26 protein-coding genes, 1 tRNA gene and 1 pseudogene are annotated in these 26,945 nt (G+C 47.0%); 14 read left to right on the top strand and 14 right to left on the bottom strand.

Annotated features, from left to right (window positions below):
* Positions 1–96 precede the first annotated feature (96 nt).
* Entirely contained in the window at positions 97–624 is a 528-nt protein-coding gene (gene moaB, locus A3IE_RS0117725; protein ID WP_020396969.1) for a molybdenum cofactor biosynthesis protein B, read from the top strand.
* On the opposite strand, the gene moaA is transcribed toward moaB, so the two are convergent.
* Positions 625–1,650, bottom strand: a complete 1,026-nt coding sequence (moaA, locus tag A3IE_RS0117720) for a GTP 3',8-cyclase MoaA (RefSeq protein WP_020396968.1) — start codon at positions 1,648–1,650, stop codon at positions 625–627.
* A gap of 189 nt (positions 1,651–1,839) precedes the next feature.
* On the opposite strand from moaA, the gene A3IE_RS0117715 reads away from it, so the two are divergent.
* The 7 genes from A3IE_RS0117715 to A3IE_RS0117685 all read left to right on the top strand — a co-directional run bounded on the left by A3IE_RS0117715 (position 1,840) and on the right by A3IE_RS0117685 (position 11,285).
* Positions 1,840–2,106: a hypothetical protein gene (locus A3IE_RS0117715; RefSeq protein ID WP_020396967.1), complete on the top strand. Its 267-nt coding sequence runs from the start codon at positions 1,840–1,842 to the stop codon at positions 2,104–2,106.
* Positions 2,107–2,170: 64 nt separating this feature from the next.
* Positions 2,171–3,163, top strand: a complete 993-nt coding sequence (locus A3IE_RS0117710; RefSeq protein WP_020396966.1) for a ribonuclease T2 family protein — start codon at positions 2,171–2,173, stop codon at positions 3,161–3,163.
* A 22-nt stretch (positions 3,164–3,185) separates the two neighbouring features.
* Complete coding sequence (locus A3IE_RS21215) at positions 3,186–4,748, top strand: efflux RND transporter periplasmic adaptor subunit (protein WP_020396965.1); 1,563 nt, start codon at positions 3,186–3,188, stop codon at positions 4,746–4,748.
* A gap of 9 nt (positions 4,749–4,757) precedes the next feature.
* Positions 4,758–7,931 carry an efflux RND transporter permease subunit gene (locus tag A3IE_RS0117700; protein ID WP_020396964.1) on the top strand — a complete coding sequence of 1,058 codons (3,174 nt, stop codon included), beginning with the start codon at positions 4,758–4,760 and terminating at the stop codon, positions 7,929–7,931.
* Between the two features lie 210 nt (positions 7,932–8,141).
* Positions 8,142–9,602 (top strand): NAD-dependent succinate-semialdehyde dehydrogenase, encoded by a 1,461-nt coding sequence (locus A3IE_RS0117695; RefSeq protein ID WP_020396963.1) that lies wholly within the window; start codon positions 8,142–8,144, stop codon positions 9,600–9,602.
* Between the two features lie 18 nt (positions 9,603–9,620).
* Positions 9,621–10,895 (top strand): 4-aminobutyrate--2-oxoglutarate transaminase, encoded by a 1,275-nt coding sequence (gabT, locus tag A3IE_RS0117690; RefSeq protein ID WP_020396962.1) that lies wholly within the window; start codon positions 9,621–9,623, stop codon positions 10,893–10,895.
* A gap of 69 nt (positions 10,896–10,964) precedes the next feature.
* Positions 10,965–11,285: a hypothetical protein gene (locus tag A3IE_RS0117685; protein WP_020396961.1), complete on the top strand. Its 321-nt coding sequence runs from the start codon at positions 10,965–10,967 to the stop codon at positions 11,283–11,285.
* Between the two features lie 24 nt (positions 11,286–11,309).
* Here the strand turns inward: A3IE_RS0117685 and A3IE_RS0117680 are convergent.
* Positions 11,310–11,386 (bottom strand) — tRNA-Arg (locus A3IE_RS0117680).
* 268 nt (positions 11,387–11,654) lie between these two features.
* On the opposite strand from A3IE_RS0117680, the gene A3IE_RS0117675 reads away from it, so the two are divergent.
* The 3 genes from A3IE_RS0117675 to A3IE_RS0117665 all read left to right on the top strand — a co-directional run bounded on the left by A3IE_RS0117675 (position 11,655) and on the right by A3IE_RS0117665 (position 13,801).
* Entirely contained in the window at positions 11,655–12,476 is an 822-nt protein-coding gene (locus A3IE_RS0117675; RefSeq protein WP_020396960.1) for a c-type cytochrome, read from the top strand.
* An 87-nt stretch (positions 12,477–12,563) separates the two neighbouring features.
* Positions 12,564–13,337, top strand: coding sequence for a TSUP family transporter (locus A3IE_RS0117670; protein WP_020396959.1), 774 nt, complete (start codon positions 12,564–12,566; stop codon positions 13,335–13,337).
* A gap of 125 nt (positions 13,338–13,462) precedes the next feature.
* Positions 13,463–13,801 carry a hypothetical protein gene (locus tag A3IE_RS0117665; protein ID WP_020396958.1) on the top strand — a complete coding sequence of 113 codons (339 nt, stop codon included), beginning with the start codon at positions 13,463–13,465 and terminating at the stop codon, positions 13,799–13,801.
* Positions 13,802–13,910: 109 nt separating this feature from the next.
* Here A3IE_RS0117665 and purH read toward each other — a convergent pair whose 3' ends face one another.
* On the bottom strand, positions 13,911–15,494 hold the full coding sequence (gene purH, locus A3IE_RS0117660) for a bifunctional phosphoribosylaminoimidazolecarboxamide formyltransferase/IMP cyclohydrolase (protein WP_020396957.1): 1,584 nt from the start codon (positions 15,492–15,494) through the stop codon (positions 13,911–13,913).
* A 171-nt stretch (positions 15,495–15,665) separates the two neighbouring features.
* Here purH and A3IE_RS0117655 point away from each other — a divergent pair, with 171 nt between their 5' ends.
* A complete protein-coding gene (locus A3IE_RS0117655; protein ID WP_020396956.1) occupies positions 15,666–17,456 on the top strand; it encodes an AAA family ATPase in 1,791 nt (596 codons plus the stop codon).
* 7 nt (positions 17,457–17,463) lie between these two features.
* On the opposite strand, the gene A3IE_RS0117650 is transcribed toward A3IE_RS0117655, so the two are convergent.
* The 5 genes from A3IE_RS0117650 to A3IE_RS0117630 are packed head-to-tail and all read right to left on the bottom strand — an operon-like array spanning position 17,464 to position 21,697.
* A complete protein-coding gene (locus A3IE_RS0117650) occupies positions 17,464–17,724 on the bottom strand; it encodes a hypothetical protein (protein WP_020396955.1) in 261 nt (86 codons plus the stop codon).
* A gap of 24 nt (positions 17,725–17,748) precedes the next feature.
* Positions 17,749–18,003 carry a MoaD/ThiS family protein gene (locus A3IE_RS0117645; RefSeq protein WP_020396954.1) on the bottom strand — a complete coding sequence of 85 codons (255 nt, stop codon included), beginning with the start codon at positions 18,001–18,003 and terminating at the stop codon, positions 17,749–17,751.
* The gene (locus A3IE_RS23225) at positions 18,000–19,346 is read right to left on the bottom strand and encodes an NAD(P)/FAD-dependent oxidoreductase (protein ID WP_020396953.1); all 1,347 of its coding nucleotides are present in this window, start codon (positions 19,344–19,346) and stop codon (positions 18,000–18,002) included. Before A3IE_RS23225 ends, A3IE_RS0117645 begins: the two co-directional genes overlap by 4 nt.
* 7 nt (positions 19,347–19,353) lie before the next feature.
* Positions 19,354–21,210 (bottom strand): aldehyde ferredoxin oxidoreductase family protein, encoded by a 1,857-nt coding sequence (locus A3IE_RS0117635; RefSeq protein WP_020396952.1) that lies wholly within the window; start codon positions 21,208–21,210, stop codon positions 19,354–19,356.
* A gap of 13 nt (positions 21,211–21,223) precedes the next feature.
* Entirely contained in the window at positions 21,224–21,697 is a 474-nt protein-coding gene (locus A3IE_RS0117630) for a 4Fe-4S dicluster domain-containing protein (RefSeq protein WP_020396951.1), read from the bottom strand.
* Between the two features lie 127 nt (positions 21,698–21,824).
* Between A3IE_RS0117630 and A3IE_RS0117625 the strand changes: the two genes are divergently transcribed.
* Positions 21,825–23,003 (top strand): sigma-54-dependent transcriptional regulator family protein, encoded by a 1,179-nt coding sequence (locus A3IE_RS0117625; RefSeq protein ID WP_020396950.1) that lies wholly within the window; start codon positions 21,825–21,827, stop codon positions 23,001–23,003.
* On the opposite strand, the gene A3IE_RS0117620 is transcribed toward A3IE_RS0117625, so the two are convergent.
* The 4 genes and pseudogenes from A3IE_RS0117620 to A3IE_RS23465 all read right to left on the bottom strand — a co-directional run.
* Entirely contained in the window at positions 23,000–23,701 is a 702-nt protein-coding gene (locus tag A3IE_RS0117620) for an ABC transporter ATP-binding protein (RefSeq protein ID WP_020396949.1), read from the bottom strand. The genes A3IE_RS0117625 and A3IE_RS0117620 overlap by 4 nt on opposite strands.
* Positions 23,698–24,399, bottom strand: coding sequence for an ABC transporter permease (locus A3IE_RS0117615; protein WP_020396948.1), 702 nt, complete (start codon positions 24,397–24,399; stop codon positions 23,698–23,700). Before A3IE_RS0117615 ends, A3IE_RS0117620 begins: the two co-directional genes overlap by 4 nt.
* Before the next feature lie 8 nt (positions 24,400–24,407).
* On the bottom strand, positions 24,408–25,274 hold the full coding sequence (locus A3IE_RS0117610; RefSeq protein ID WP_020396947.1) for an ABC transporter substrate-binding protein: 867 nt from the start codon (positions 25,272–25,274) through the stop codon (positions 24,408–24,410).
* A gap of 106 nt (positions 25,275–25,380) precedes the next feature.
* A pseudogene (locus A3IE_RS23465) lies at positions 25,381–25,488 on the bottom strand (hypothetical protein); the annotation flags it as partial.
* Between the two features lie 196 nt (positions 25,489–25,684).
* Here A3IE_RS23465 and A3IE_RS0117605 point away from each other — a divergent pair.
* The gene (locus A3IE_RS0117605) at positions 25,685–26,287 is read left to right on the top strand and encodes a Uma2 family endonuclease (RefSeq protein WP_020396946.1); all 603 of its coding nucleotides are present in this window, start codon (positions 25,685–25,687) and stop codon (positions 26,285–26,287) included.
* Between the two features lie 13 nt (positions 26,288–26,300).
* Here the strand turns inward: A3IE_RS0117605 and A3IE_RS0117600 are convergent, their stop codons facing one another.
* Entirely contained in the window at positions 26,301–26,753 is a 453-nt protein-coding gene (locus A3IE_RS0117600; RefSeq protein WP_020396945.1) for an IS5 family transposase, read from the bottom strand.
* Positions 26,725–26,945, bottom strand: a 221-nt coding sequence (locus A3IE_RS21210; RefSeq protein ID WP_020395081.1) for a transposase, incomplete at its 5' end; no start/stop codon positions are given. The genes A3IE_RS0117600 and A3IE_RS21210, both read right to left, overlap by 29 nt.

Genomic DNA, 26,945 nt, shown 5'->3' with positions numbered 1-26,945 from the left:
TAACACGCCTCAATCATAAACCAAGCGACCAGAATCAATGCAGGGTCGCTAGCGATTTCTTATAATTTTAATCCACTTAAACCAAGGAAGAGACACATGGCTGACTCACACGCACTGACTTTTAAACCGCTGAATATTGCGGTACTCACCATCTCTGATACACGCACGGAAGCTGATGATACCTCGGGTAAAACCTTAGTAGATCGTGTGCTTGCAGCAGGCCACCACTGCTTAGCCAAAAGCATTGTACCGGATGATAAATATGCGATTCGTGCAATCCTGTCCCAGTGGATTGCAGATGAAAACATCAATGCCATTTTAACGACCGGTGGTACTGGCGTTACCGGACGTGATGGCACGCCGGAGGCCGTTAAACCTTTATTAGATAAAGAACTAGAAGGTTTCGGCGAAATGTTTCGCGTTTTATCTTATGAGGATATTGGCACCTCAACGCTACAATCACGCGCTATTGCGGGGGTTGCTAATAGTACTTATCTTTTTTGTTTGCCGGGTTCCAGTGGCGCGTGCCGTTTGGGGTGGGATAAGCTGATTCAGGCGCAACTGGATAGCCGCACCCTACCCTGCAATTTAGTGATGCTAATGCCACGCCTCAACGAAAAGTGATTAGCCGCCAGTGGCATTCATATGGCGGAATAAAATCGGCTTTTCCGCCAACTGAAATTCGTGACCTTGCGGTTTAATTTGCATCGCTTCTTTAAGCGTTGCGATTAAGGGTTCATCACTTAAAGGATGAGCACGTAATACACGGCGCAAATCGACCGAATGCTCCTGCCCCAAACACAATAATAAACGCCCTTCCGCCGTCACGCGCACCCGATTACAATCACCACAGAAGTTATGGCTGTGGGGTGAAATAAAACCCACACGGCTATCATGATCGAGGGTTTTATAATAGCGCGATGGGCCACCCGTTTGATCGTTTACCGCTTGCAAATCATAGCGTGTCCGTAAGTCGCGCAATATTTCATCGCTGGAATAATAAGCCTCAGCACGATCATGATCACCAATCTCACCCAAAGGCATTTCTTCAATAAAGGAAATATCGATATGGCGCTCGCGGGCAAACGCGACTAAATCCAACACTTCATCATGATTGCGATTTTTTAAGATGACCGCATTCAATTTGATACGCTTAAAACCTTGTGCCAAGGCAGCCTCAATACCGGCGAGGGTTTGCTCAATATGACCCGTGCGAGTTAATTGCCTAAAGCGATCCGCACGCAAAGTATCCAAACTAATATTAAGACGGGTAATGCCTGCTGCTTTTAAATCAACCGCAAAACGCGGTAACTGGCTGCCATTCGTGGTCACCGTAAAATCACGCAAACCCTCTAAACTTCCCAAGCCTTGAATCAATTGTAAGACACCGCGCCGCGTTAAAGGCTCGCCACCGGTTAGACGAATTTTGTGCACACCCAATTGGACAAAGGCACGCCCAACGCGCTCCATTTCTTCTAGGGTTAATAATTGTTCACGCGGTACAAACGTCATATCCTCCGCCATGCAATACACACAACGAAAATCGCAACGATCTGTCACCGACAAACGCACATAAGTGATATGACGACCAAAACGATCTATTAATTGAGGCTTTGAAGATTGTAGCTCTGTTGTCTTGAGCTGATCCATGGCACATATCTCCTCTAGCGTAACAAGACTCGTACCCATCGTAACTTTACTGTAACACAGCCTCAAGAACACTACGATCTCCGCCTATTATTCAACGCCTTTAAGCACTTTCCCAGATTCGGATTGATAAGCATCAAAGGCAAACGAGGGGCGATTCATAATAATCTACGCATCAAGAGGAAGTGCACTATGAACGAAACAACCTTAAACCGAGTGATGTATGGCTTAATCGCGGCGGGTCTGCTGATTACAGGCAGCGGAGTGCTCATCGCTGTATTTACCGACACCGCCATTAATAATCCTCATGGCATCGCCATTATTGCTGGTTTAATTGCAGGCGGATTATTTCTATCCATCCCCGCTAAAATTTATCTGACCTTACAATTGATGAAATATAATGATGAACGTTTGCGTGCTCAGCGTCAGGCTGCCGATGCAAACAACACTCTAAAATAGCAGCTAACTTGAACAAAACCCCACAAAAAGGCACTATCGAGCCTTTTTAGGACAGGGGTCATTCATGATATCACGGCGTGCATTTAGCGCATTTTCTTTACTCAGCACAGTATTATTTTCAAGCACCAGTTTTGCGGCGCAAGAAGGTTATCTAATTGCTGAACAAGCCTGTCCTGCCTATCACTCTATTCATGAAGCGACCAATCCCAACAATATTAAACTTGAACCTAAACAGGTTTATACCATTAAAGCGAAAAACAAAGTTGCTGCGACACATTATTTGGTGGAAATTACCAAGCCTGAGCGCACCCAGCGCTGGGTGAGTATTTCTTGCGGTAAATTTGTTACTAGCCTAGATGGGCAAGCCAACGCACCGACCAACCCTACTAGCAGAGATACACGATCAAACGCAGTAAATGACTATTTACTAGCCTTAAGTTGGCAACCCGCATTTTGTCAAAACCATCAAAGCAAAAAAGAATGCACCCTTCAAACCTCAGCTAGTCCCGATGCCAAACAACTCTCTTTACATGGCCTATGGCCACAGCCGATTAATAATGCTTATTGTGGAGTCGATATTACCCTACGCACGATTGATCGGAGAGGTGAAGAGGGCTGGCGCTTATTGCCTGAGCTCAGCTATAGCGCTGAATTAAAACAAGAGTTATTAGTTGCTATGCCGGGTTATCGCTCTCACTTAGACCGGCATGAATGGTATAAACATGGGACTTGTTATGGTGCAAGCCCTGAAACTTATTTCCGCGACGCCATTAATGCACTAAAACAAATCAATACTTCAGCGGTAGGCCAATTATTTAGCCGTCATATTGGTAAAACACTGACTGCAACACAAATTCGCGATGCTTTTGATCAAAGTTTTGGTGCAGGCAGTGGCGACCGTGTGAATATACGCTGTGATGGCAAGCGCATCAGCGAATTGTGGATTAATCTGCGCGGTGCTTCTGCGAATGGAAAATTAACCGATTTAATCCAACAAGCAATGCCGGTTAGAAAATTAGACTGTACCAGTGGCTTAGTTGATCCTGCTGGTTATTAGGCTTTTCGTTAGGAACTGAATCATGAAACTATTGCTGCGCTACTGGGGTATCTATACCTTAAGTTTAATTTTTGCTACCAGTAGCGCAGTGCTACAGGCGGAAGACCCGCCCAAGGACAAGTCCCCTGCACCAGCCACTGGCAGTGCTCCTAAAGGCCCCCCACCAGCGCAAGTCACTGTCTTAACGGTGCAAGCAAGTGATGTCAAAGTGAGTTTTGAATACGTGGGTCAGGTCGCCGGTGCGCGTGAATTAGAAGTACGTAGCCGTATTACCGGCATTGTACAAAAGCGCCTCTTTGAAGAAGGCTCGCCCGTCGAAAAAGATCAGGCTTTATATGAAATCGAGGCAGCCAATTATAAAGCGGCCTTAGATCAAGCAATCGCCAATCTGAAGCAGGCCGAAGCGGGTGTAGTCAGTGCGGAAGCGAATCGTACCAGCGCTATTGCGACTAAAGCGAGTGCTGAAGCCAGTTTAGCCAATGCGCAAGCCGGTTTATTATCCGCCAAAGCGGGGATTGGTACGGCCAGTGCGGGCGAAGATAGTGCGCGTTCCAGTATCGCAAGCGCAGCGGCACAATTGAAACAAGCACAGAGTGAATATAATCGTGTCGCACCACTGGTAGCCAAACAATTGTTGAGCCGCAGCCAGCTGGATAGTGCTGAAGCGGCTTTATCGGTGGCAAAAGCAAATTATGATGCGCAACAAGCACAAGCGAAACGTGCCGACTCCGGCACGGCTCAAGCGCAAGCCGTCACACAACAAGCTCAATCAGCCTTGCTGCAAGCACAAGCACAAATGCAACAAGCGGAAGCAGGCATTGTAAAAGCGGATGCCGCGATTGAGCAAGCCAAGGCAGCCGTGGTGCAAGCCCAAGCGGGCGTCAATAGCGCAAAAATCAATGTTGATTATACCATCGTGCGCTCACCCGCCAGTGGCGTGGTTGGACGTGCGCAAAAAGTAGAAGGGAGCTTAGTTGAAGTTGGCAGTAATAGCCTCATGACTACGGTAGCACAAATTGATCCGGTGTATGTGAACTTCGGCATTCCAGAAAAAGAACATCTAATGATGCGTGAAGATCTGTCAGCGGGTGCGCTAAAAATGCCTGAGGGTGGTTTTATGGTGTCGCTTAGCAATTCGGAGGGCAAGCCGATCAATCAGAACGGCAAGATTAGTTTCCAAGATTATAAAGTCGATACCAGTACTGGCAATGTAGCAACCCGTGCCACGATATCGAATGCTGATAAAACCTTGTCGCCCGGGCAATTTGTGCGGGTTCGTTTACTGGGCGCCAGCCGCCCGAACTCGATCAGCGTTCCACAGCGTGCGGTGTTAGATAATCCGCGCGGCAAATTTGTCTATGTGGTCGGGCAAGACGATAAAGGTGCAACGGTGGCACAACCACGCCCTGTTGAAGTCGGTCAGTGGGCGGAAGGGATGAAGCCCGAAGAAAAGATGTGGGTTATTCGTAGCGGCTTAAAAGCGGGTGATCAACTGATTGTGGATGGCGTGGCGCGTATTCTTATGCCAAACCAAGCGATCGTAGTCAGCACCGATACCGCCACGACTGAGAAAAAACCGAACTAAGGATTGACCATGTTTTCACGTTTTTTCATCGACCGCCCTATCTTTGCTATCGTTATTTCGATTTTTATTGCTTTGGCGGGTTTTGCGGCACTGCGTGTATTGCCCATTGCGCAATATCCACAAATTGCCCCGCCTACCGTGCGCGTGACTGCCACCTACCCCGGTGCTTCCGCACAAGTTATTGCAGAAACCGTCGCTGCACCCATTGAAAACGCCATTAATGGCGTGGAGAACATGCTGTATATGTCCTCCACCTCATCCTCCAGTGGCGCAGTGACGATTAGCATTACCTTTGAAATTGGCACGGATACCGATAAAGCGGCCATCAATGTCAATAATCGCATTAAGCAGGTGGAAGCACGTCTACCCGATGAAGTGCGCCGTCAAGGTATTACGGTGATTAAAGGCTCCTCGTCCTTACTCCAAATATTGGCCTTTTATAGTGAAGATGAGCGTTACGACGATCTTTTCATTTCCAATTATTTATCACTGAGCGTCCTAGATCGTCTCAAATTAGTACCGGGAACCTCAGAAGTACAAATTTTCGGTGCAAAAGACTATGCGATGCGCATTTGGCTTAAACTGGATCAAATGGCGCAATTAGGCTTAAGTGCAGGCGATGTGGCCAGCGCCTTGACCGAACAAAATGCACAATTTGCAGCGGGTAAAATTGGACAAGCGCCTACGGGTGAAGACCAGCAAGTGGTTTATACCATTACTACCCAAGGCCGCCTGTCTACGGTTGAGCAATTTGAAAATATTATTTTACGCGCCAATGCAGATGGGAGTTTATTACGTTTAAAAGATATAGCACGGGTTGAATTAGGCTCGAAAAACTACGATTTTCGGGGACGCATCAATGGTAAAGCAGCGGCCATGATTGGTATTTCCCTACAAAATGGTGCGAATGCGTTAGAAGTGGCTGACTCTATTCAGGCGACCATGAAAGAGCTATCTACGCGCTTCCCTGAGGGGCTCACTTACAATGTATCGTCGGATAATACCCGTTTCGTGCGCGTGTCGATTCGCGAGGTGGTCAAAACCTTGGGTGAGGCCATCGCCTTAGTCTTTCTGGTGGTCTTTGTATTTTTACAAAACTGGCGCGCTACCTTAATTCCCATTTTGGCCGTACCTGTCTCACTGTTAGGGACTTTTGCGGGCTTAATGGTATTGGGTTACTCGATCAATACCCTGACCTTATTTGGTATGGTGTTGTCGATAGGAATTGTAGTGGATGATGCGATTGTGGTGCTGGAAAACGTCGAACGCATTATGCACGAAGAAGGTTTGAGCCCACGCGCCGCCGCCATCAAAGCGATGCAGGAAGTCAGTGGCCCTGTAGTGGCCATTGTCTTAGTACTGGTTTCAGTATTCGTTCCGGTGGCTTTTTTAGGTGGTTTAACGGGTGAACTATATCGTCAATTCGCGGTGACCATTTCAATATCCGTGACGATTTCGGGCATTGTCGCACTCACCCTAACACCCGCTTTATGTAGCCTGATTTTGCGTCCTGAACACAAGCGCGAAAATATATTAGCGCGTGGTTTCAATAAATCCTTCGGTGCTATCACCAAGGCTTATGTTACAGGCGTGGGTACCATGCTGCGTTATTGGATCCTACCGGTTGGCTTATTTGCCAGCATGTTATTCGCTACTACTTGGCTATGGAAACATACGCCGACTTCACTGGTACCCGATGAAGATCAAGGCTATTTTATGGCCTCGGTATATTTACCCGACGGCTCATCGCTCGAACGTACTGATCGCGTAGTCAAGCAAGTCGTTGCTGCCATTAAATCCAATCCCGCCAATGTCAACGTTGTGTCCTTAACCGGCTTAGACTTCATTGGTGGTGGCTCAAAAAACAATGCAGCCACTTTCTTCGTCGCTCAATCGCATTGGGATGAGCGCACCATGACCACTAAGGAATTAGTCGCGGAACTGCTCAAGAAGACCAGTGGTATCAAAGAAGCCATGGTACTGGCGTTTACCCCACCCGCTATTTTAGGTTTAGGCAGCACTGGAGGCTTTGAATTTTATATTCAAAATCGAGGTGACGGTGGATCTCGAGCACTCATAGAAGCCTTACAAAGCTTCCAAAAAAGTGCTACCGGCAATCTTGCTCTCGCTCAGGTACGCAGTCTTTGGAAATCCGCAACGCCGCAATTATATATCGATGTCAACCGTGAACGCGCAAAAGCACTGGGCATTTCCTTGAATGGCACCTTTGCCACCTTAGCGGCTGGACTTGGCACTTATTATGTGAATGATTTCAATAAATTTGGGCGTTCTTGGCAGGTTCTCATGTCAGCCGATATGCAATACCGGCGTACCCCCGACGATGTAAAACGCATGTTTATCCGCAGCAGTAGTGGCAATATGGTTCCTTTATCGACTTTCGCGACCGTGGAATATACCTCTGGGCCTGAAACCATTGAGCGTTTTAATAACCTACCTGCGGTAAAAGTCATGGGGTCTGCCGCTGCTGGTTATAGTTCTGGACAAGCCTTGAATGCTGTACAAACTATTGCCGATCAAGCCTTGAGTTCAGATTTTAGTTTAGATTGGAGTGGTGCTGCCTTCCAAGAAAAGCGTTCTTCTAGTAGCCCTATTTTAGCGCTATCCATGGCGGTGATTATGGTATTTCTGATTTTAGCCGCCTTATATGAACGTTGGACTTTGCCCTTCTCCGTCATGCTCGCCCTGCCCTTTGGTTTGTTTGGTGCACTTGCCGCGATTTATTGGGTAGGCATGACCAATGACGTGTATTTTCAGATTGGTCTGGTGACTTTATTGGGTTTGGCTGCAAAAAATGCAATTTTGATCGTGGAATATGCCTTATACAAAGTCGAAGAAGGTTGGAAAGCAACCGCGGCAGCCATGGAGGCTGCGCGGTTAAGGTTTCGCCCTATTATTATGACATCCCTCGCCTTTATACTGGGCGTGTTACCGCTCGCCCTATCCGTGGGTGCGGGTGCCGGCGCACGCCGTTCGGTTGGTACTGGCGTGACTGGCGGCATGTTAGCAGCCACTTTTCTAGCGATATTCTTTGTGCCATTCTTTTTTAAACTACTCATCGACCGTCGACTGCGGACACGCCCAGCAGACTTTCAGCCACCTGTTGAAGTGCTTGCCCCATCTGAACTTCCCCAATTAACGAGCTCAGACAAGGCAAACGCATAGTTTTAATGGCATCCTAAGGCTTAGCATGTTTAGATAGTTGCCGAAGGTCGATGAATACATGATCTACTTTTGGCAGCGCTAACACGATCCCGTGATTATGTGATCTAATTTTCAGCATATGACAGACCTTATCCCCCATTTAGAGGATGGCTCTGCTAAAAATACAACCAAACTTCAGCATCCTGAGCTGAAGCGCCTTAGGAGGAAACTATGTTGCTTAAGAATAGCGACTTATTAAAAACAGCAGCTTTTATTAATAACCAATGGGTACAAGCCGACTCAGGTAAAACCCTAGCAGTGACCAACCCAGCCACCGGTGAACTATTGGCCAAAGTGCCGGATATGGGAGCGGCTGAAACAGCGCGCGCCATTGCAGCGGCAGAAGCCGCCTTGCCTGCATGGCGCGGCAAAACAGCGAAAGAACGTGCTGTGATTATGCGGCGCTGGTTTGAACTGATTATGGCGAACCAAGAAGATTTAGCGCAGCTCATGACCGCCGAGCAAGGCAAACCCTTGGCAGAAGCACGTGGTGAAGTCGCTTATGGGGCTTCGTTTGTTGAATGGTTTGCAGAAGAAGCTAAGCGGGTTTATGGTGATGTCATCCCCTCGCCGGCGAATGACAAACGCTTAGTGGTGCTTAAGCAGCCGATTGGCGTAGTGGCCGCGATTACACCGTGGAATTTTCCGATTGCGATGATTACGCGCAAATGCGCCCCAGCAATTGCAGCCGGTTGCACAGTGGTGATTAAACCGTCTGAACTCACCCCCTTATGTGCCTTTGCTTTGGCTGAATTGGCGCAACAGGCAGGTTTACCCGCAGGCGTCTTGAATGTCATCACCACTCAAGATGCCGCCAGCGTGGGCAATGAACTCACCAGTAATCCAGTGGTGCGCAAACTATCATTCACTGGCTCCACCGCAGTTGGTAAAAAACTAACCGCCGCGTGCGCAGCTACTATGAAAAAAGTCTCCATGGAATTAGGGGGTAATGCGCCTTTCTTAGTGTTTGATGACGCTGATCTAGATGCGGCTGTCGCCGGTGCGATGGCCTCCAAATATCGCAATGCGGGACAAACTTGCGTCTGTGCAAATCGCTTATTAGTCCAAGACCAAGTCTATGATGCCTTCGCCGAAAAGCTGGCCGCCGCAGTTGCTAAACTCAAAGTGGGTAACGGTGCTGAGGAAGGGGTTAACCAAGGTCCCTTGATCAATGAAGCGGCTGTCCAAAAAGTCGAGACCTATATTGCTGACGCGGTCAATAAAGGAGCTTGTGTTTTAACGGGTGGCAAGCGTCTAAGCGATAGCAGTACATTTTTCCAGCCCACTATTATTACGAATGTAACGCCTGACATGCGTGTCGCACGCGAAGAAATTTTTGGTCCAGTTGCCCCGATTTTCCGTTTCAAGACTGAACAAGAAGCGATTCAAATGGCGAATGATACCGAGTTCGGTTTAGCTGCGTATTTCTATAGCCGTGATATTGGGCGTATTTGGCGCGTGAGCGAGGCCTTAGAATACGGTATTGTGGGCATTAATGAAGGCATTATTTCAAACGAAGTTGCACCCTTTGGTGGGGTCAAAGAATCCGGTTTAGGGCGTGAAGGCTCAAAATACGGGATCGAAGATTTTCTGGAAATTAAATATTTATGTATGGGCGGTTTAGCGCAATAACTCACAGGAAGGTGAAGGATGAATAATTTAGAATGGCAACAACGCAAAGAGAAAGCCATCGCACGCGGACAAGGCACTATGGCTCCTGTTTATGTGGCCAAAGCACTCAACTCAGAAGTGTGGGATATCACTGGTAAACGTTATATTGATTTTTCCTCAGGTATTGCAGTGGTCAACACTGGTCATAGCCACCCAAAAATTCAACAAGCTGTCATTAATCAGGTAAACAATTTCTCACACACCTGCCTAATGGTTAGCCCTTATGATGAAGCCGTGTTGTTGGCCGAACGCCTAAATGCGGCCGTTCCAATAAAAAACGCTAAGAGTATTTTCGTCACCACTGGTGCAGAAGCCGTTGAAAATGCGATTAAGATTGCACGCGCACACACCAAACGCAGTGGCATTATTGCCTTCCATGGCGGCTTTCATGGCCGCACCAACTTAACCATGGGGTTAACTGGAAAGGTCGCACCCTATAAAGCAGGTTTCGGCCCCTTCCCAGCGGACATTTATCATGTGCCTTTCCCCATTGATTACCATGGTATCACTGCGGAACACTCGTTGGCTGCGATTGATAATTTATTCCATGCTGATATTGAGCCAGAGCGTGTCGCGGCGATTATCATTGAGCCAGTGCAAGGTGAAGGTGGTTTTTATCCAGTTCCACAAGGCTTCTTAAAACAATTGCGCGATTTGTGTGACAAGCACGGTATTGTATTGATTTGCGATGAAATTCAAACCGGATTTGCGCGCACTGGAAAAATGTTTGCCTCTGAATACCATGGTATCGAACCTGATCTGATCACCATGGCTAAAGGCTTGGCGGGTGGCTTCCCACTAGCCGCCGTCGTGGGTAAGGCTGAGATCATGGATGCACCGAATCCCGGTGGTTTAGGTGGCACTTATGGTGGTTCCCCAGTGGGTTGCGCAGCGGCCTTAGCCGTATTGGATGTGATTGAAGAAGAAAAATTATGTGATAAAGCCACTGCTATTGGGGAACAAGTGGTCGGCCACTTGAATCAAATGCAGAAGCAATATCCGCAATGTATCGGCCAGATTCGTCACTTAGGTGCAATGATCGCGATTGAGCTAGTCAAAAATGGCGATGCCAATCAGCCTAATGCTGACCTAGCCAAAGCGCTCGTACAAGAAGCCTCGAAACGTGGTTTGATCTTATTGTCCTGTGGTATACGTGGAAACGTGATTCGTATTCTGACCCCGCTGACCATTCAGGATAATGTGCTACAAGAAGGTTTAGCTTTGCTCAGTCAGTCCTTAGAAGCCTTAGTCTAAGCTTTAATACACTAGGCAAGACTGGTTATAGCCAAGCGAGATATAATCAGTCTTTTAAGGAAGTCTATTATGAAAAAGCGTGTGCTTATTTTAATGGGTTTGGCACTCAGTAGTTTACCGCTTTATGCGGCGTTCTGGTCACAGCCTGCGCCTGTTGTCGCTTGTACGGAAGATGCAAAAGTGTGTCCTGATGGCACAAGCTTGGCACGTCAAGCTCCAAACTGTAATTTCCCTGCTTGCCCAGTACCAGCGGATAAGCCATTACCCGAGCACGGTATAACTAATCAAACACCACAATTTGAATGTGCCACAGATGTGAGATATTGTCCCGACGGTAGTGCTGTGATGCGCTTACCAACACAACAATGTCAATTTGCAGCGTGTCCTTGACAGGGAGAAAAAAATACTAATAGATGGCGCACCCTAGAGGATTCGAACCTCTGACCTTTGCCTCCGGAGGGCAACGCTCTATCCAGCTGAGCTAAGGGTGCATTTCGATAGGGGCTTGATCATAGCGAACTCCATGCTTAACGTCTATGACTGACTTTAGTCTGCTTGCTAAAAAGCTGCATAACTATGCCTTTACTCTATCTCTAAAGCACTGTCTTTAAGAAAAAAGTGAGATAAAGATCAAGATTTAAGAATCGGTACTTTGAGTCCATAGGGTGTTTCAAATATAATCGCGTCGCTTAAACAGAATTTTTAACCTTTCAGATTCATTTTATGAACCGCTAGTGGTTCCATTTATGGGAGAACATCGTGGCCGTAGTAAATAAAGATCCTTATGCCAAACCCGTACTGATTGGCGGCCTAGTTGTTATCGGTGCTGCCGCGCTTGTATTGGTCAGCAGTCTATTCCATACCATTAGCCGAAACTCGACCGTTGGTGCACAAGACAATACCATGGCCGTTGCCGCCGCTGCGGATAACATCAAACCTATCGGCACTGTAGTAACAGTTGATAAATCTGTCGCTCCTGTGGCGCGTACCGGCGAACAAGTGTATACCGCTGTTTGTACCAGTTGCCATACGGCTGGTGTATTAAATGCCCCTAAACCCGATGATAAAGCTGCATGGGAACCACGGGTTGCTAAAGGTTTAAAAGGCCTACTCACCTCAGCCACGAATGGTTTGAATCAAATGCCCGCAAAAGGTGGCGATCCTAGCTTAACGGATCAAGAATTAACTGACGCTATTGTATATATGACAGCGAAAGCGGGGTTTGATTTATCGAAAGAAGCTCAAGCAGCCGCCCCTGCTGGTGGTGCAGCACCAGCCGCTGCCGCTACTCAAGCTGCTCCTGCAGCACAGGGTGCAGCGCCTGCGGCACAAGCAGCAGGTGGTAATGGTGAAAAGACTTATCGTTCAGCTTGCTTTGCCTGCCATGACGCGGGTGTAGCCAATGCTCCAAAATTAGGCGACAAAGCCGCCTGGGGACCACGTATCGCGAATGGCATGGATACTTTATATACCCATTCTTTGACAGGCTTCAATGCGATGCCCGCTAAAGGTGGTAATGCGGCACTTAGCGATGACGATGTAAAAGCAGCGGTTGACTTTATGGTTAGCCAAGGCAAATAACATCCAGTACTGGCTTTGAAAAGGCGCTTTTTTAGCGCCTTTTTTATGCCTGATTTATGCTAAGCTTGCGCTTTTTAAGTGCTAGTCATGGATTTATTCTTAGCGGTTTCTGGGTCAGACATCACCACCCTCTTCGTTTTATTTCTATTGGCGATCTTAGCTGGCTGGGTTGATTCCATCGGTGGCGGTGGCGGTCTCATTAGCATTCCCGCCTTATTATGGGCAGGCCATAGCCCTCTCGAAGTACTGGCCACTAATAAATTACAATCCAGTTTTGGCTCACTCACGGCTACCATTAACTATGCACGCCAAGGTCTACTCAGTCCACGCGAGCACATCGCCGATATTACCCTCACGTTTTTGGGCGCTTTGCTCGGTGCTCTAGTCGTACAACGGGTAGATTCGAGCATCTTACAACGCCTTATTCCCGTTTTACTGATCGGCTTTGCTATTTATTTATTACTCTCCCCCAATCTTGGTGCCTTGGCTAGTAAACCTAAAATCACAAGGCCCTTATTTGCGGCAACCGCAGGCTTTGGGATCGGTTTTTATGATGGATTTTTTGGCCCCGGAACCGGTACTTTTTTCGCGATCGCCTTCATTAGTCTGTTGGGTTATACCTTGCCGCGTGCTACGGCTAGCACCAAACTCTTAAACTTTACTAGCAATGCTGCTGCATTATTCATTTTCATCTTATCAGGGCACGTACTCTGGCTAACAGGTTTGATCATGGGGACTGGTCAAATTATAGGCAGTTGGGTAGGATCACATATGGCAGCAAAGCATGGTGTGCGTTTGATTCGTCCTTTATTGATCGTGGTTTCGTTACTCGTTTCATTGCGTCTGTTACTTGCAGCCTAGACGCTATTAAGCTGAAATTAAGCTGAACTTTTTTGGTGTCGATAAATACATACCACTGTAACTTGATCAAAATTACCTCAGTTCATAGTGCTTTTTTCATTTAGTCTGATATGTAGGATCTTTTCATGCGACATTTCTCAAAAAGTCAGCGCTTAAGCTGTGCTTGTTTATGCCTTATGTTTTCCTCTGCCGGTTTTGCAGGGAGTGAAATACGCTCGATCACAGGGCAACTTAATCTAAGCGCCATCGTCAGCGGTGAGCCCGCTTTTAAACCCGTAACTTGGCACTTAAAGCCCAAAAACAAACCGACCCGTGATGTTAAGATTGATAATCGCCACTCAGCCGTCGTTGATTTAGAGGCGGGTGATTATGAAGTCACTGCTATTCTGGGCGAAATGGTAAAAATTGATCGGATTACCATTAAAGAAGGTGGTAAACACCAATTGGTGATGAAGTTGAAATAAAACGACAATTCTGTACAAACTGAGCGAGTTGTTTGTACAGAGTTGCTGTGCTGAAGACGAAACAGGCTAGCAGATAGAGTTTACTTTATCTGCTAAGCCCCTCAACCGCTTAATGGCGGAAATGGCGCACTCCCGTAAAAATCATGGCCATGCCATGCGCATTGGCAGCCTCAATGACCTCCTGATCACGCATCGAACCACCGGGTTGAATGACTGCTTTAATCCCTACCATCGCCGCATTATCAATACCATCACGGAAAGGGAAAAACGCATCGGAGGCCATCACCGAGCCAACCACGGTTAAACCCGCTTGTTCTGCCTTAATCGCTGCAATACGTGCAGAATTAACACGACTCATTTGCCCCGCCCCCACACCAATGGTCATCCCGTCTTTGGCATAGACAATCGCATTCGATTTCACAAATTTCGCCACGCGCCAAGCAAAGTTCAGATCGTTTAGCTCGGCTTCAGTCGGCTGACGCTGCGTTACAACAGTTAAATTATCGATCAAAGCCGAGTCAGAGGTTTGCACCAATAAACCGCCATTCACACGCTTATAGTCAAGCTGCTGTGCAGCTATACCCTGCCATGCCTCGACTGTTAATAAGCGCACATTCTTTTTAGCAGCAACAATGGCAACCGCCTCCGGTAAAACACCAGGCGCAATAATCACCTCAACAAATTGCCGCTCCACGATGACTTGTGCCGTTTTTCCATCTAAAGGCTGATTAAAGGCGATAATGCCACCGAAGGCTGATTCAGGGTCTGTACTATAAGCACGATTATAAGCTTCCAGTAGATTCGCACCGACTGCGACACCACAAGGATTAGCGTGCTTCACAATCACACAAGCGGGGCTATGCTCAAATTGACGCACACACTCTAAGGCAGCATCAGTATCAGCAATATTATTATAAGAAAGCTCTTTACCTTGAATCTGCTTGGCGGTCGCAATACTGCCGCTCGCTGGATTCGCTTCAGCATAAAAAGCGGCTCGTTGGTGTGCATTTTCACCATAACGCAAATCTTGTACTTTATGCAGTTGCAGATTGAAAGTGCGCGGAAAAGCAAGGGGCTTGTTACGACTGCCCTCACCTACCCGCGCACCGAAATAATTGGCAATCATGCCATCATAATGCGACGTATGCTCAAAGGCTTTAATGGCCAAATCAAAACGCGTTTCAGGCTCAATAAAGCCCAAGTTCTCTATTTCCGCCTGCACACGTCCATAATCACTAGGGTCAACCACAATCGCTACATGCGCGTGATTCTTGGCACTGGCACGCACCATCGCTGGCCCGCCAATATCAATATTTTCCACCGCATCCTCAACGCTGCAATCTGGCTTAGCCACAGTGGTTTCAAAGGGATAAAGATTCACCACGATGAGATCAATACGCTGAATATCGTGTTCTGCCATCACCGCATCATCGATCCCACGACGGCCTAAAATCCCGCCATGAATTTTAGGATGCAAGGTTTTCACGCGCCCATCCATCATTTCAGGAAAACCGGTGTGCTCTGACACTTCTTTCACAGGGAGTTGATTGTCAGCTAATAGCTTCGCCGTTCCACCAGTAGAAAGCAGCTCCACACCCTTGCTATGGAGAAAGCGTGCAAATTCCAGTACACCCGTTTTATCAGAAACACTCAGCAGAGCACGCTGAACCGGCAAAGTCGAAGCAGTAGTCATGGGATTAATCAGTCCTGAATGAAGCAAAACGCGTATTGTAGCCTGTTGCTTTCAGCGAACAAAGCTATAAGCCATTATGTTTCAGAGCAATTGCTTGAACTACCTATACTTGCCAAACGATCAGCCAAGTTATGCTATCCTGAAACTATGTAGTTTGAGAGATTGATCCCCATGATTCGCTTTCCCTATGGAATGAGTAATTTTCATGCCATTCGTACAGAACATTACCTCTATCTTGATCGAACCGCTCATATTCCACTCTTAGAAGAAACTGGAAAACAACTGGTTTTCCTACGCCCGCGCCGTTTTGGCAAATCCCTCCTCTTATCTACCCTTGCTCATTACTACGATATTAAAACAGCCGATCAATTTGAGACTTTGTTTGGTGATTTGGCAGTGGGGCGCAATCCAACCCCTGAGCATAATTGCTATTTGATCTTGCGTTGGGATTTCTCCAATGTCTTAGCTCAAGGCAGTGCAGAGCAGATTAAGCAGAATCTATTTGATCATATTAATGTGCGGATTCAAGGCTTTATTAATCAATACCGCGAACAATTACCTGATGTACAAATCAACCTATTACGCGACAATGCCCTGTCATCGTTTGAGCAATTGGCGACCGTGGTGCAGGAACATGGGCATCAGCTTTATTTACTGATAGACGAATACGATAATTTCGCTAATGAAGTGCTAGTACGTGATGCACACAATACCCGCCCTTACCGTGAATTATTGGAAGGCGAAGGCATCCTAAAAGGTTTATTTAAAATTATTAAGGCTAGTGCCGCAGAAGGGAAGATTGCTCGGGTATTCATTACCGGTGTCTCACCGCTGGTGTTGGCGGATATGACCAGTGGCTATAATGTGGCGACGGATATTACTTTAATGCCCCGTTTCAATGCCCTCTGTGGTATTACTCAAGCCGAACTGAGTGGATTAGTATCAAAGGTGTTGCAGCACTGTGGACACGAGGAAGCTCAATATAATGAGTTATTGCAAACCCTGAAACAGTTTTACAATGGTTATCGTTTCTGTGACGCTCTCGACAAACCGCTATTATATAACCCGATCCTGTGCTTTTATTTCTTGCGCCACTATCAAAACGAATGTAAAGCTCCACGACAAATGTTAGACGGCAATCTCATGATGGATACGGCACGGATTCGTTATCTGGCGAGTCAACCCAGTGGGACAGGAGTGATCGAACGAATTCTGGATGAGGAAAACACGATTACGCTGGATATTTTGGAAACCCGTTTCGGGGTGGAAAAACTAGCAGAGCTGAAACAAGATGAGCATTACCTATTGTCCCTCTTGTATTACTTTGGTGTCTTGACCATTGTTGATACCGATATCCTCGGCAAACTCACCCTTGGTATCCCGAACCTAGTCACACGAGCCTTGTATGTCGATGAATTGCGCCAACGCATCCTGCCTGCGGCCAAAGAGCGCATTGCAGTCGCCAATATGGCGGAGCAGTTTTACCAAAGCGCTGATTTAACGCCCTTGGCGGATTACTTAGAACAAAGTTACTTTGCGGCATTCAGTAACCGTGATTATGTGTGGAGCAATGAGCTAACCATCAAAACCGCGTTTCTGACCTTATTATTTAATGACATTTATTATGTAGTGGATTCAGAAACAGCACTGCAACGACGTTATGCTGACTTGGTATTGATTATCCGCCCCAGTATGCGCCAATACCCCACCTTGAAAGATATTGTATTAGAGTTCAAATACTTATCACTCACCGATTTGAAACTGAGTGGTGAGCAAGTACGTGAACAGTCGCGTGAAGAATTAATGCAATTACCTGCTGTACAACAGGCACTTCATAGGGCTTTGCAACAATTACACCATTATCGTGCGGTATTAACCGAGAAATACCAACAACCGGAGCGCTTGCGCTGTTTGGCAGTGGTTTCATTGGGTTTTGATCGGGTAGTGTGGCAAAACTTATAAACTGCCATCACCCGCCACCTTTACGGTAATACAAGTCGAATTGCTTGAGAAAAGTTTGGAAGGATACATCAGAACCCGCATAGTCAAAACGGATCGGCAGATAGGGTAAAGCTAAGAGTGCAATGCGACGGACTTGCTGCGCGCCCAAGGTGATTACTAAAGGGGTGTCGTCAACATCAATTTGGATCATCGAGTCGTGACAGGTATAAGCATAGCCGTGTAAAGCCGCTGGTAAGAGTTTGAGAAACTCCGGCAGCGTAAAGCCCATTTCACGTTCAAGGAATAGAATAAACTAGCCTCCCGCCACCGGTGGCCAGATAGCAATGACATCACCTTGCTTCAAACGATCTACCTGATCACGTTCTTCAGGATTAATAAAAACACCATTGACTAGCACTAAATGGGCTTGCTCACGCGGCACATGATAAAGATCGATTAAGTGATGAATGCTAATGGGTTCAAGCAAATCCACCTGCACCGCATTATGTTTCGCGTGTACAGGTAGCAAATAACTCAAATTGGCATACAACTTTAGCGTGATATTCATCCCGTATTACGCGCTAAATAAGCCTCCATGATGCGGGTTGGATCGTGCATCAACTTCTGCTTCCAAGCACCTAATCGGGTACGGCTTTGGATTAAACCACGCAACACACCAATGTGCTGAGTCATCCCTAAGGTATTCGCACCCACTAGATAATCGTCTTGGAATTGCAAGTTAATGTATTTATAGCGATTTAAATCTTCCAGCGTAGCTGATTCGCCGCCATCAATGCCTTGCCACAAACCAAAGGATGATGAAATCAAGCCCATGGTATCCAATACGTTCATATTGATGGTACCGCGATTTAAGGCATTATGCCCACCAGTCATATTGATCGCTGCTAAAGCACCGTGATCAACGGCCGTAGGCTGGATAGCTTGCACACTGTATTTGCCCGTCGAGAAGTCTTTACCTTCTGCCACATCACCTGCTGCATAAATATCCGCAGCACTGGTTTGCAGGCGCTCATTCACTAAAATACCGTGTTTGGTTTCCAAGATACCTTTGGCTAAATCAATATTAGGACGCACACCGGTCGCACAAATCACCAAGTCTACTTTCAATGGCGCTTGGCCATCCAACTCTACTATCAATTTACCACTTGGCGTCGGCGCTGCCTCCGCCATGACAGCCGGTTTTGGTTTAAACAATCGGCTAAAAAAGCCACCACTGGAGGCTGGCGCAGAATTGGCGGGTGCAGCGAATATTTTTTCCTCAGATACGCCTTTAACACGCGTGGAGGTTAAAACCCTTACACCTTTGGCTTCGCACCATTTTTTGAGCAGCGTACCGGATTTTTCATCCATCATACGCGGCACCATACGGTCTTCCATTTCGACCACGGTTAATTTCACGCCACGTAAAGCTAAGGCCTCCAGAATAATGCAACCAATGAAGCCCGCTCCCATGAGCACGACTTCATCACCTTTATTGGCACCTGCTGCAATCTTGCGCGCATCCGCTAAAGTCCAGCAATTCACCACACCCGCCAAGTCCATACCCGGAATAGGCGGACGGGTTGGATAAGACCCTGTCGCCAGCAAAAGCTTGTCAAAAGACAAACTCTGCTGGTTATCAAGACTTAGGGTTTTGGTTGCCACATCCAAACGGGTAACATGCTGACGCAATAAATGAATCTTTAAGTGATCAAAATGCTGCGCAGCAGGGCGTAGATGCGTACCATCTTCGCCGACTTTACCAATCAGGTAATAGGGAATCGCCATACGCGAATAAGGCGGCTCTGGCTCGCCACCAATGAGCGTAATGTCAGCTTCTGGCTGACGTTTACGCAAAGTTTCAGCCGCCACTACACCCGCAGGCCCTGTACCGATGATGATATGCTTCATGCCTACCTCAGCTTGGTAAACCGTAACGTGCTCGCGTTTCTGGGGTTAATTGCCCCTCTGTTGTCCAACCACGCAATTCATAGTACTTCGGCAACATTTCTGCCAAACCCGCAACTTTGCCTTGTGCAGGGCCGGTATTGGCACCATCTTTTAATAAGCGCGGTGGCAAAGTGTCATCGGCACTGGTCAAACCGGCACGCATATTAAAATCACGCTCCAAGTTCCATACCCGCGCCCCTAATTCAGCACATTTTTCCACTGACCAGTCGCCTTCGCAAGCCGCATCAATTTGTGGCGCAATATTTTCGAGTGACCACGCGAAAGTCGTGAAAATACAAAGACCAGATGAGTCCACCGCTGCAGTCGCATCTTGGAAAGCAATGACCAATTCGGGTTTACCTTCGGTCGCTAAAGGATCTGTTTTGAAGGGAATGCCTAAGACCTCAGAAGAAACCGTATAACTACGCAAGTGGCAAGCACCACGATTCGAGGTAGCATAGGTTAAGCCCATACCCTGAATACCACGCGGATCATAGGCGGGGAACTCTTGGCCTTTTACGGTCATAGACAGTTCGGGATGGCCGTATTTCTCGCACATGCGCTTAGAGCCTAAGCCCAGAATCTTGCCGAAGCCTTCACCTTTGGCGGTTAATTCAGTGACTGCCACTAACGCTTGGGCTGAACCAAATTTTAGTTCAATACCACCCGTGTCTTCTTGGGTAATAACACCCATTTCATACAACTCCATGGCTGCTGCCACTGTTGCACCGTATGAAATCGGATCCATGCCATCTTCATTACATAAGAAGTTCACATAGGTCAAAGCGTTCAAGTCATCCACGCCCGTATCAGGCCCCAACGCCCATGCGGCTTCATATTCCAAACCACCTGAATTTCCCCAATACTCGGGTTTGGTTTCAACCGAGAAGTGACCACGATCAATAGTTGAGATACGACCACAAGCAATTGTGCAACCAAAGCACCCAGCATTACGGGTTAAATTCGGTTTGCCATCGGACTTACGGGGTTCATGCATCGCCTCGCCAGAAACCGCATGGGCGCCTTCGAACTTTACCTCACGCATATTGCGCGTTGGCAAAGCTCCCATTTCATTGATTACATTCATGAGGACTTGCGTACCGTATTTAGGTAAGCCAGCGCCCGTTACCGCATTATCCGCCAAGACTTTTTTCTGCTCAGCTACGGTTTTCATAAAGCGAATAGGGTCTTTAATATTACCCACGCCTTTGGTGCCACGTACCGCAACCGCTTTCAGATTTTTGGAGGCCATCACGGTGCCAACACCTGAACGGCCTGCTGCACGGTGTAAGTCATTGACAATCGCGGAATACAAGCAGCCTGCTTCCGCAGAACGTCCCACACAGCAAATCCGTAATTGCGGGTCTTGATATTTTTGGTGCAATAACTCATCGGTCGCCCAAACTGACTTACCCCACAAATCATCTGCTGGGACTAATTCGGCGTGATCATTTTCTACATATAAATAAACAGGGCTTGGCGCTTTGCCTTCGAAAATAATCATATCCCAACCGGCATTTTTCATTTCAGCGCCAATAAAGCCACCGGAATTGGAACATGCAATAGCACCGGTTAAAGGACTTTTGGTCACTACGGAATAACGTCCGCCGGTAGAAGCCATCGTGCCCGTTAAGGGCCCTGTCGTCATGATAAGCTTATTATCTGGCCCTAAGGCATCCACTTTTGGATCCACCTCGGCTACAAAATAACGCGTTGCCAAGCCACGCTGGCCGAGATATTCACGTGCCCAGTCCATGTTTAATGCTTCAGTTTTGATCGTGCCATCGGTTAAATTGACACGCAGGAATTTTCTAGTCCATGCCATAATTTCTTTCTCCTCAAGCAGCGTACTGAGTATTAATTTTTTCGGCCCAGTTACGCATACGCTCTAAGCCAGTCGCATCAGAATCAATATAAGTAATCGCACCAGTGGGGCAAGCGGAAGCGCATTGTGGATTACCACCACATAAGTCGCATTTAATGACTTTGCCAGAAGCTGAATTGTAGTTGACCGTGCCGAATGGGCAAGAAATCGTGCAGACCTTACAGCCTACACAGCGGTCATTTAAAATTTCTTTCGCGCCAGTCGCTGCATTAATCACAATCGCTTCCACAGGGCAGGCTTTCAAGCACCATGCCTCGTCACATTGCGTACAAGTATAGGGAACGAAACGCCCTGCATCATGAAAAGTAAAGACTTTAATGCGCGAGTGCGCCGGATTAAAAACCTGCTCAAGCTCATACGAACAAGCCATTTCGCATTGCAAACAGCCTGTACATTTTTCTGGATTAATGTAGAGTGATTTCAGCATGTCGCTTGCTCCTCCAAAAGCTTAGCTATCGAGTGTTTTTGGTTTGTATTTAGTTCATACCACCATCCTAACACTGACAAGGTTGCAATAAGGTTGAAGAGGAAAATCGTACACAATGAGGGCTGGTATGCAGCCCGCTAAACGAAAATTAATATTGGAGCAACGCCGCAAAGCTCTGAAATTGGCGTGGGCTTTATTCGTCTATGAAAACCGCGTGCCTAGCCCCGACACGCTGTTATCGGCTGAGCTGATTAGCTCGTGGCAACGTAGCCTGAAACAAGTATTACCCAGCTCACTCGCGCCTGAATTCAACTTTTCTGCTTCGCGCTGGGTCTCCTCCCCCTTATGCGTTGCCCTAGAACCCATTAAAGCGGAGCTTGAGCAACTAGTGGAGGAAGGTAATTTAGTAGCGGCCTTAACTGATGAACTAGGGCAAATTCTTTGGACTAGTGCTAGTGAAGCATTAACCTCTGCTGCTCACGCTATTCACTTCAGTGTAGGTAGCCAATGGAATGAAGCCTCTATCGGTACCAATGCCATTGGTTTGGCGTTGCGCCAGCAAAAACCACAGGTAGTCTTTGCAGCCGAACATTTCAGTGAAGCTTTACACGATTGGGTCGCTTATGCTGCACCCATCACTCACGCTCAAACCAATGAAGTGGTAGGTGTGTTTTGTATTGCCACCCACGCTGACTTGCATACCCCTTTGGGTGAAATGGCGGTGGCCGATATAGCCCACACACTCCGTCGGCACTTACCGGCAATGGCACAACCTGCTGAATTACAGCTTTATGCACTTGGCTTTCCACAGGTAATTTTTCGCGGTAAACCCTTACACGTTTCCTTACGCCAATTGGAAATTCTCTGCCTACTGAGTTTACATCCTCAAGGTATTACCCTCGCGGAATTGCACCGTGCTTTGTATAGCGACCCCACTATTGCACCAGCCAGCCTAAAAGCTAGCCTCTCGCATTTACGTCATTTACTCGATGGGCAAATTGGTTCGCGACCTTATCAAATTTTGGTAAGCACTTGGAGCGACTACACAGCACTGTGGCAGGTCTTAAAAGAACAAAATCTTGAGAAAGCCTTGAATCTGTATCGGGGTTCTTTGTTACCTTTATCTACCTCGCCGGAGCTCACTGAATGGCGTAATTATACTGACGCGATTATGGAAAAAGTGGTTGCTAATTGTCTTGATCCACAAGTACTGATGGACAGCCTTGCCCACAATGCTCAAGGTAAAGAATTAGTGCGCGAACGTTTGGCAGAATTGTTGAATTGGGAGTTGGGTAAAAACGACTAAAGGCTTTGCCGTAACGTCGTAACATTTCCATTATCGCGCTTCGCATGTAGTGGCACAGGCAATAACTGGCCTTGATTCAGATGCAGATGATCCGTCACCAATGAAGAAAAATAATCAGGATCATGGCTCGCCACCACTAAGGCCATGCCTTCACTCCGTAATTGGCCGAGAAGATGCACGGTACGCAAACGTGCCTCTTGATCCATATTCGACGTTGGCTCATCCAGCAATAAAATCTGCGGTTTGCGCAACCAAGCTCGTGCTAAAGCTACACGCTGATATTCACCGCCTGAAAGGTTTTTCGCCTTAGCATTTGCTAAGGCTTCGAGTACAGCCCATGTTAACGCTTCCTCAATGCGCTCAGCACGCTCCAATTTGCTCAAGTGGCGTGGCAAGGCATAATCCAGATTCGCCCAAACACTGCCTTCAAACATATAAGGTTGCTGGTGGAGATACAGGACACGGCTACTCAAGGTTTTTTTGTATTGCCTCCAATTCAATAAACCCAAACTTGTCTGCACCTCAAACGTATCTGGCCTTTCAAAACCAGCCAAAATCCTCAATAAGGTAGTTTTACCGGCGCCATTTGCCCCCGTTAACAAGGTGCAGTGCCCCTGCCACACCGGCAAGCTTATTTCTTGTAATAGGTGACGGTCTTGAAAATATTTGGAAATACCCTGAAACTGCAACTTAGTCATGAACCCACATAGCCTTTGCCCTGAAAATGGTGCAGCAGAACATTTAAAGCTAAAGCCATCACTAATAAAACCAAGCCTAAAGCAATGCCCTGTGCGAATTCGCCTTTGCTCGTTTCGAGCGCGATCGCGGTCGGGATATTACGGGTGTGATGTAAGATATTGCCGCCCAGCATCATAGAAGCACCCACCTCAGAAATAATCCGCCCGAAGGACGCCAATACCGCAGCCAGCAAACCAAAACGTACTTCATAAGTGACTGTTAGCAAGGCTCGCAAACGCGAAGCGCCCAAGGTTCGGGCGGTTTCCCACGCGCGTCGATCAGCCGCCTGCAAAGCGGAATGACCGATCGAAACCAACATTGGAAACGCGAGCGTTATTTGCCCTAACATCATCGCCGTTTGAGTAAATAGCAAACGCCATTCACCTAAAGGGCCTTGGCGTGACAATAGAACATATAAAGTTAGACCAATCACCACCGTTGGCACGGATAGCATGGTGCTGAATAGCGCAATCAAAAAGCGTCTGCCGACGAATTGACCATAAGCTAAAGCAAAAGCGAGTAATAAAGCGGGTGGAATCGCAATGATTAAAGCCAAGAGTGAGACTTGGAAAGAAATACCAACGATTTCCCAGAGCTCTTTATCCCCGCTAAATAACAGGGATAAAGCGTCTTGGCTAGCTTGAACCAAAGCCTCCATGAAAAATATTATTGAACTTTAGCTGGAGTTTCTTTAGCGGATGCGTCGGCTTTATCAGCATTCGGGGTAAATAAGACCATATCATTCACTTTGAAACTAGCAATAGCAGCCTGACCTTCTTCTGATACCATCCAATCAATCAAAGCTTGTGCGCCATCATGATTAATATCGGGATAACGTTTTTGGCTTACCGCCATAATGCCATAAGGATTGAATAATTCTTTATCGCCTTCATGCAGGATTTTCAAGGGCGACTTGTTCATCACTGCAAGCCATGTTCCGCGATCCGCCAACGTATAAGCATTCAACTCACCAGACATTTGAATCACTTTTTCCATACCATCGCCTGCTTCGCGATACCATTCCCCTTCAGGTTTAATTTTCGCCGTTTCCCAAATTTTCAATTCTTTTTTATGCGTCCCAGAATCGTCGCCACGCGATATAAAAGGCGATTTAGTTTCAGCAATTTTGGCAAATGATTCGGCGGTCGATTTTAGCTCCTTAATTCCGGCAGGGTCGGCTTCAGGGCCTAAGACGACAAAATCGTTATACATGACCGGATAACGTTTATCGCCAAAGCCTTTTTCCACAAATTCTTTCTCAGCGGCTGGCGCATGGGACAGCACCACATCGACATCGCCATCCTCGCCCATTTTGAGAGCCTTACCAGAACCGACGGCAATCACTTGCACACTATAACCCGTTTTTTCCTCAAACTTAGGTAAGAGAAACTTTAACAAACCGGAGTTTTCGGTACTGGTGGTAGTCGACATTTTGATCACGCTATTCTTTGGCTTTTCCAATGCGAACGCACTGGACTGTACGAAGGACAAACTTACTAAGCACAGGGCTGAGAATAAGGTTTTTAACTTCATTGATTTAGACTCCTCACGATGATGAAGTCTTAGAATAACAATAAAGGTTGCGTAAAAGTAGCCATCTTGTGCATCTTGCTACAAGCTTGAGCACTCACTTCGCGCATTAACTAAACAGCCTCACGCTTAAATGAGCAATGGCTAAAGAACCCAAACAGGCTAGAAAAGTACGTCGATATATACTTTCATGCGCATATTCGTCATACCAATCAAACGCTTGCTACGAAATAGTGATCAGGACTTTGGTTTCCATAATCCTCCTCCTTGATAAATTTATATTCTTAGTGAATAGCTGATACCGGATAAGTTGCACAATAAAGCTGCATTTCAGTATTAGCCACAAAACCCATCTGTTTTTATAAATATGCTAAGATCGAAACAGATTCTGTATCCTAATTAGAGGTTCGCTTATGTTTGCACAGCCACTTGATCAGATTAGCATCCAAGATTATCTTGCTGGCGAGCGGATCAGTCAGCAGAAATACGAGTATGTGGCAGGGCAAGTGTATTCCATGGCTGGAGCGAAGATTAATCACAATCGTATTACTCGCAACCTATCTAACTTAATGTGGAATGCTTTGAAAGACCAACCTTGTGAGCCATTCGTAAGTGACATGCTCATTAAAACTGCTCACGATCGTTTCCGTTATCCTGATGTCGTGGTCATTTGTAATGATGATCCCTCCCAAGATGCTTATGTACGCGAACGTCCGATTTTAGTCGTCGAAGTGATTTCAGAAAGTACACGCCGCACCGATAAAACTGATAAGCGTTTAGAATATATTGCCCTACCTAGTTTATTGGAATATGTGCTAATCGAGCAGGACATTGCTGAAGTGACGGTTTATCGCCGTAGTGCAGGTTGGCAACCTTCATATTATTACTTGGGGCAGGAGGTTACATTCGAATCTATCCACACCACACTAAAAGTCGAGGGTATATACGAACGCGTGGAAAATGGTGAGTTGGCAAAATGGCGTTTGGAAAAATCAGCAAGTGAGGAACAAGACTAGATTCTGTTGACATTTAGCGAGTCCAGATTAAGAAGGCGACGAAGTGAAGGAATGCCATAAAGTTCTGAGCCTTCTTATCAAAACGGGCAAAGACCCGTCGATAATGTTTGATCTTGCTAAAGAAACACTCAATCAGATGCCGCTCTTTATATCTCACGTTGTCATAAACGCGAGGATTCAAGGCATTAGCACGTGAAGGAATGACGGATTCAATGTGTCGTTCCTTGAGATAGTCCACTAATGCTGGTGAGTCATAGCCCTTATTCGCGAGTAACGCTTTAAGCGGTGTGGAGGAGACGAGTGCTTGAGCTTGAGTAATATCTGCCGTTTGTCCTGCGGTCAGTAAAAAGCGCAGCGGGTAGCCCAACCCATCGGTTAACACATGGATTTTACAGCTAAAACCCCCAACTGAACGACCAAGAGCTTCGGCTGTGGCACTACTTTTTTTGTCCCACTGCACAGGCATGTGCCCGCACCACGGTACTATCGATACCGCCTTCTTGATAGTCAGGCTCTACTTGAATGGCCTGAAATAAGGTATCCCATACAACCATCGCCGCCCAACGATTATACCGTTTAAACACACTATTCCAGTGACCGTACTCACGCGGTAAACTCCGCCACTGACTGCCCGACCGCAGGATCCACAACACCGCCT

This window comes from Thiolinea disciformis DSM 14473 (assembly GCF_000371925.1).
Lineage (GTDB): Bacteria > Pseudomonadota > Gammaproteobacteria > Thiotrichales > Thiotrichaceae > Thiolinea > Thiolinea disciformis.
The sequence above is the reverse complement of the archived record's forward strand: the minus strand, read 5'-3'. Positions and strand labels throughout refer to the sequence as shown.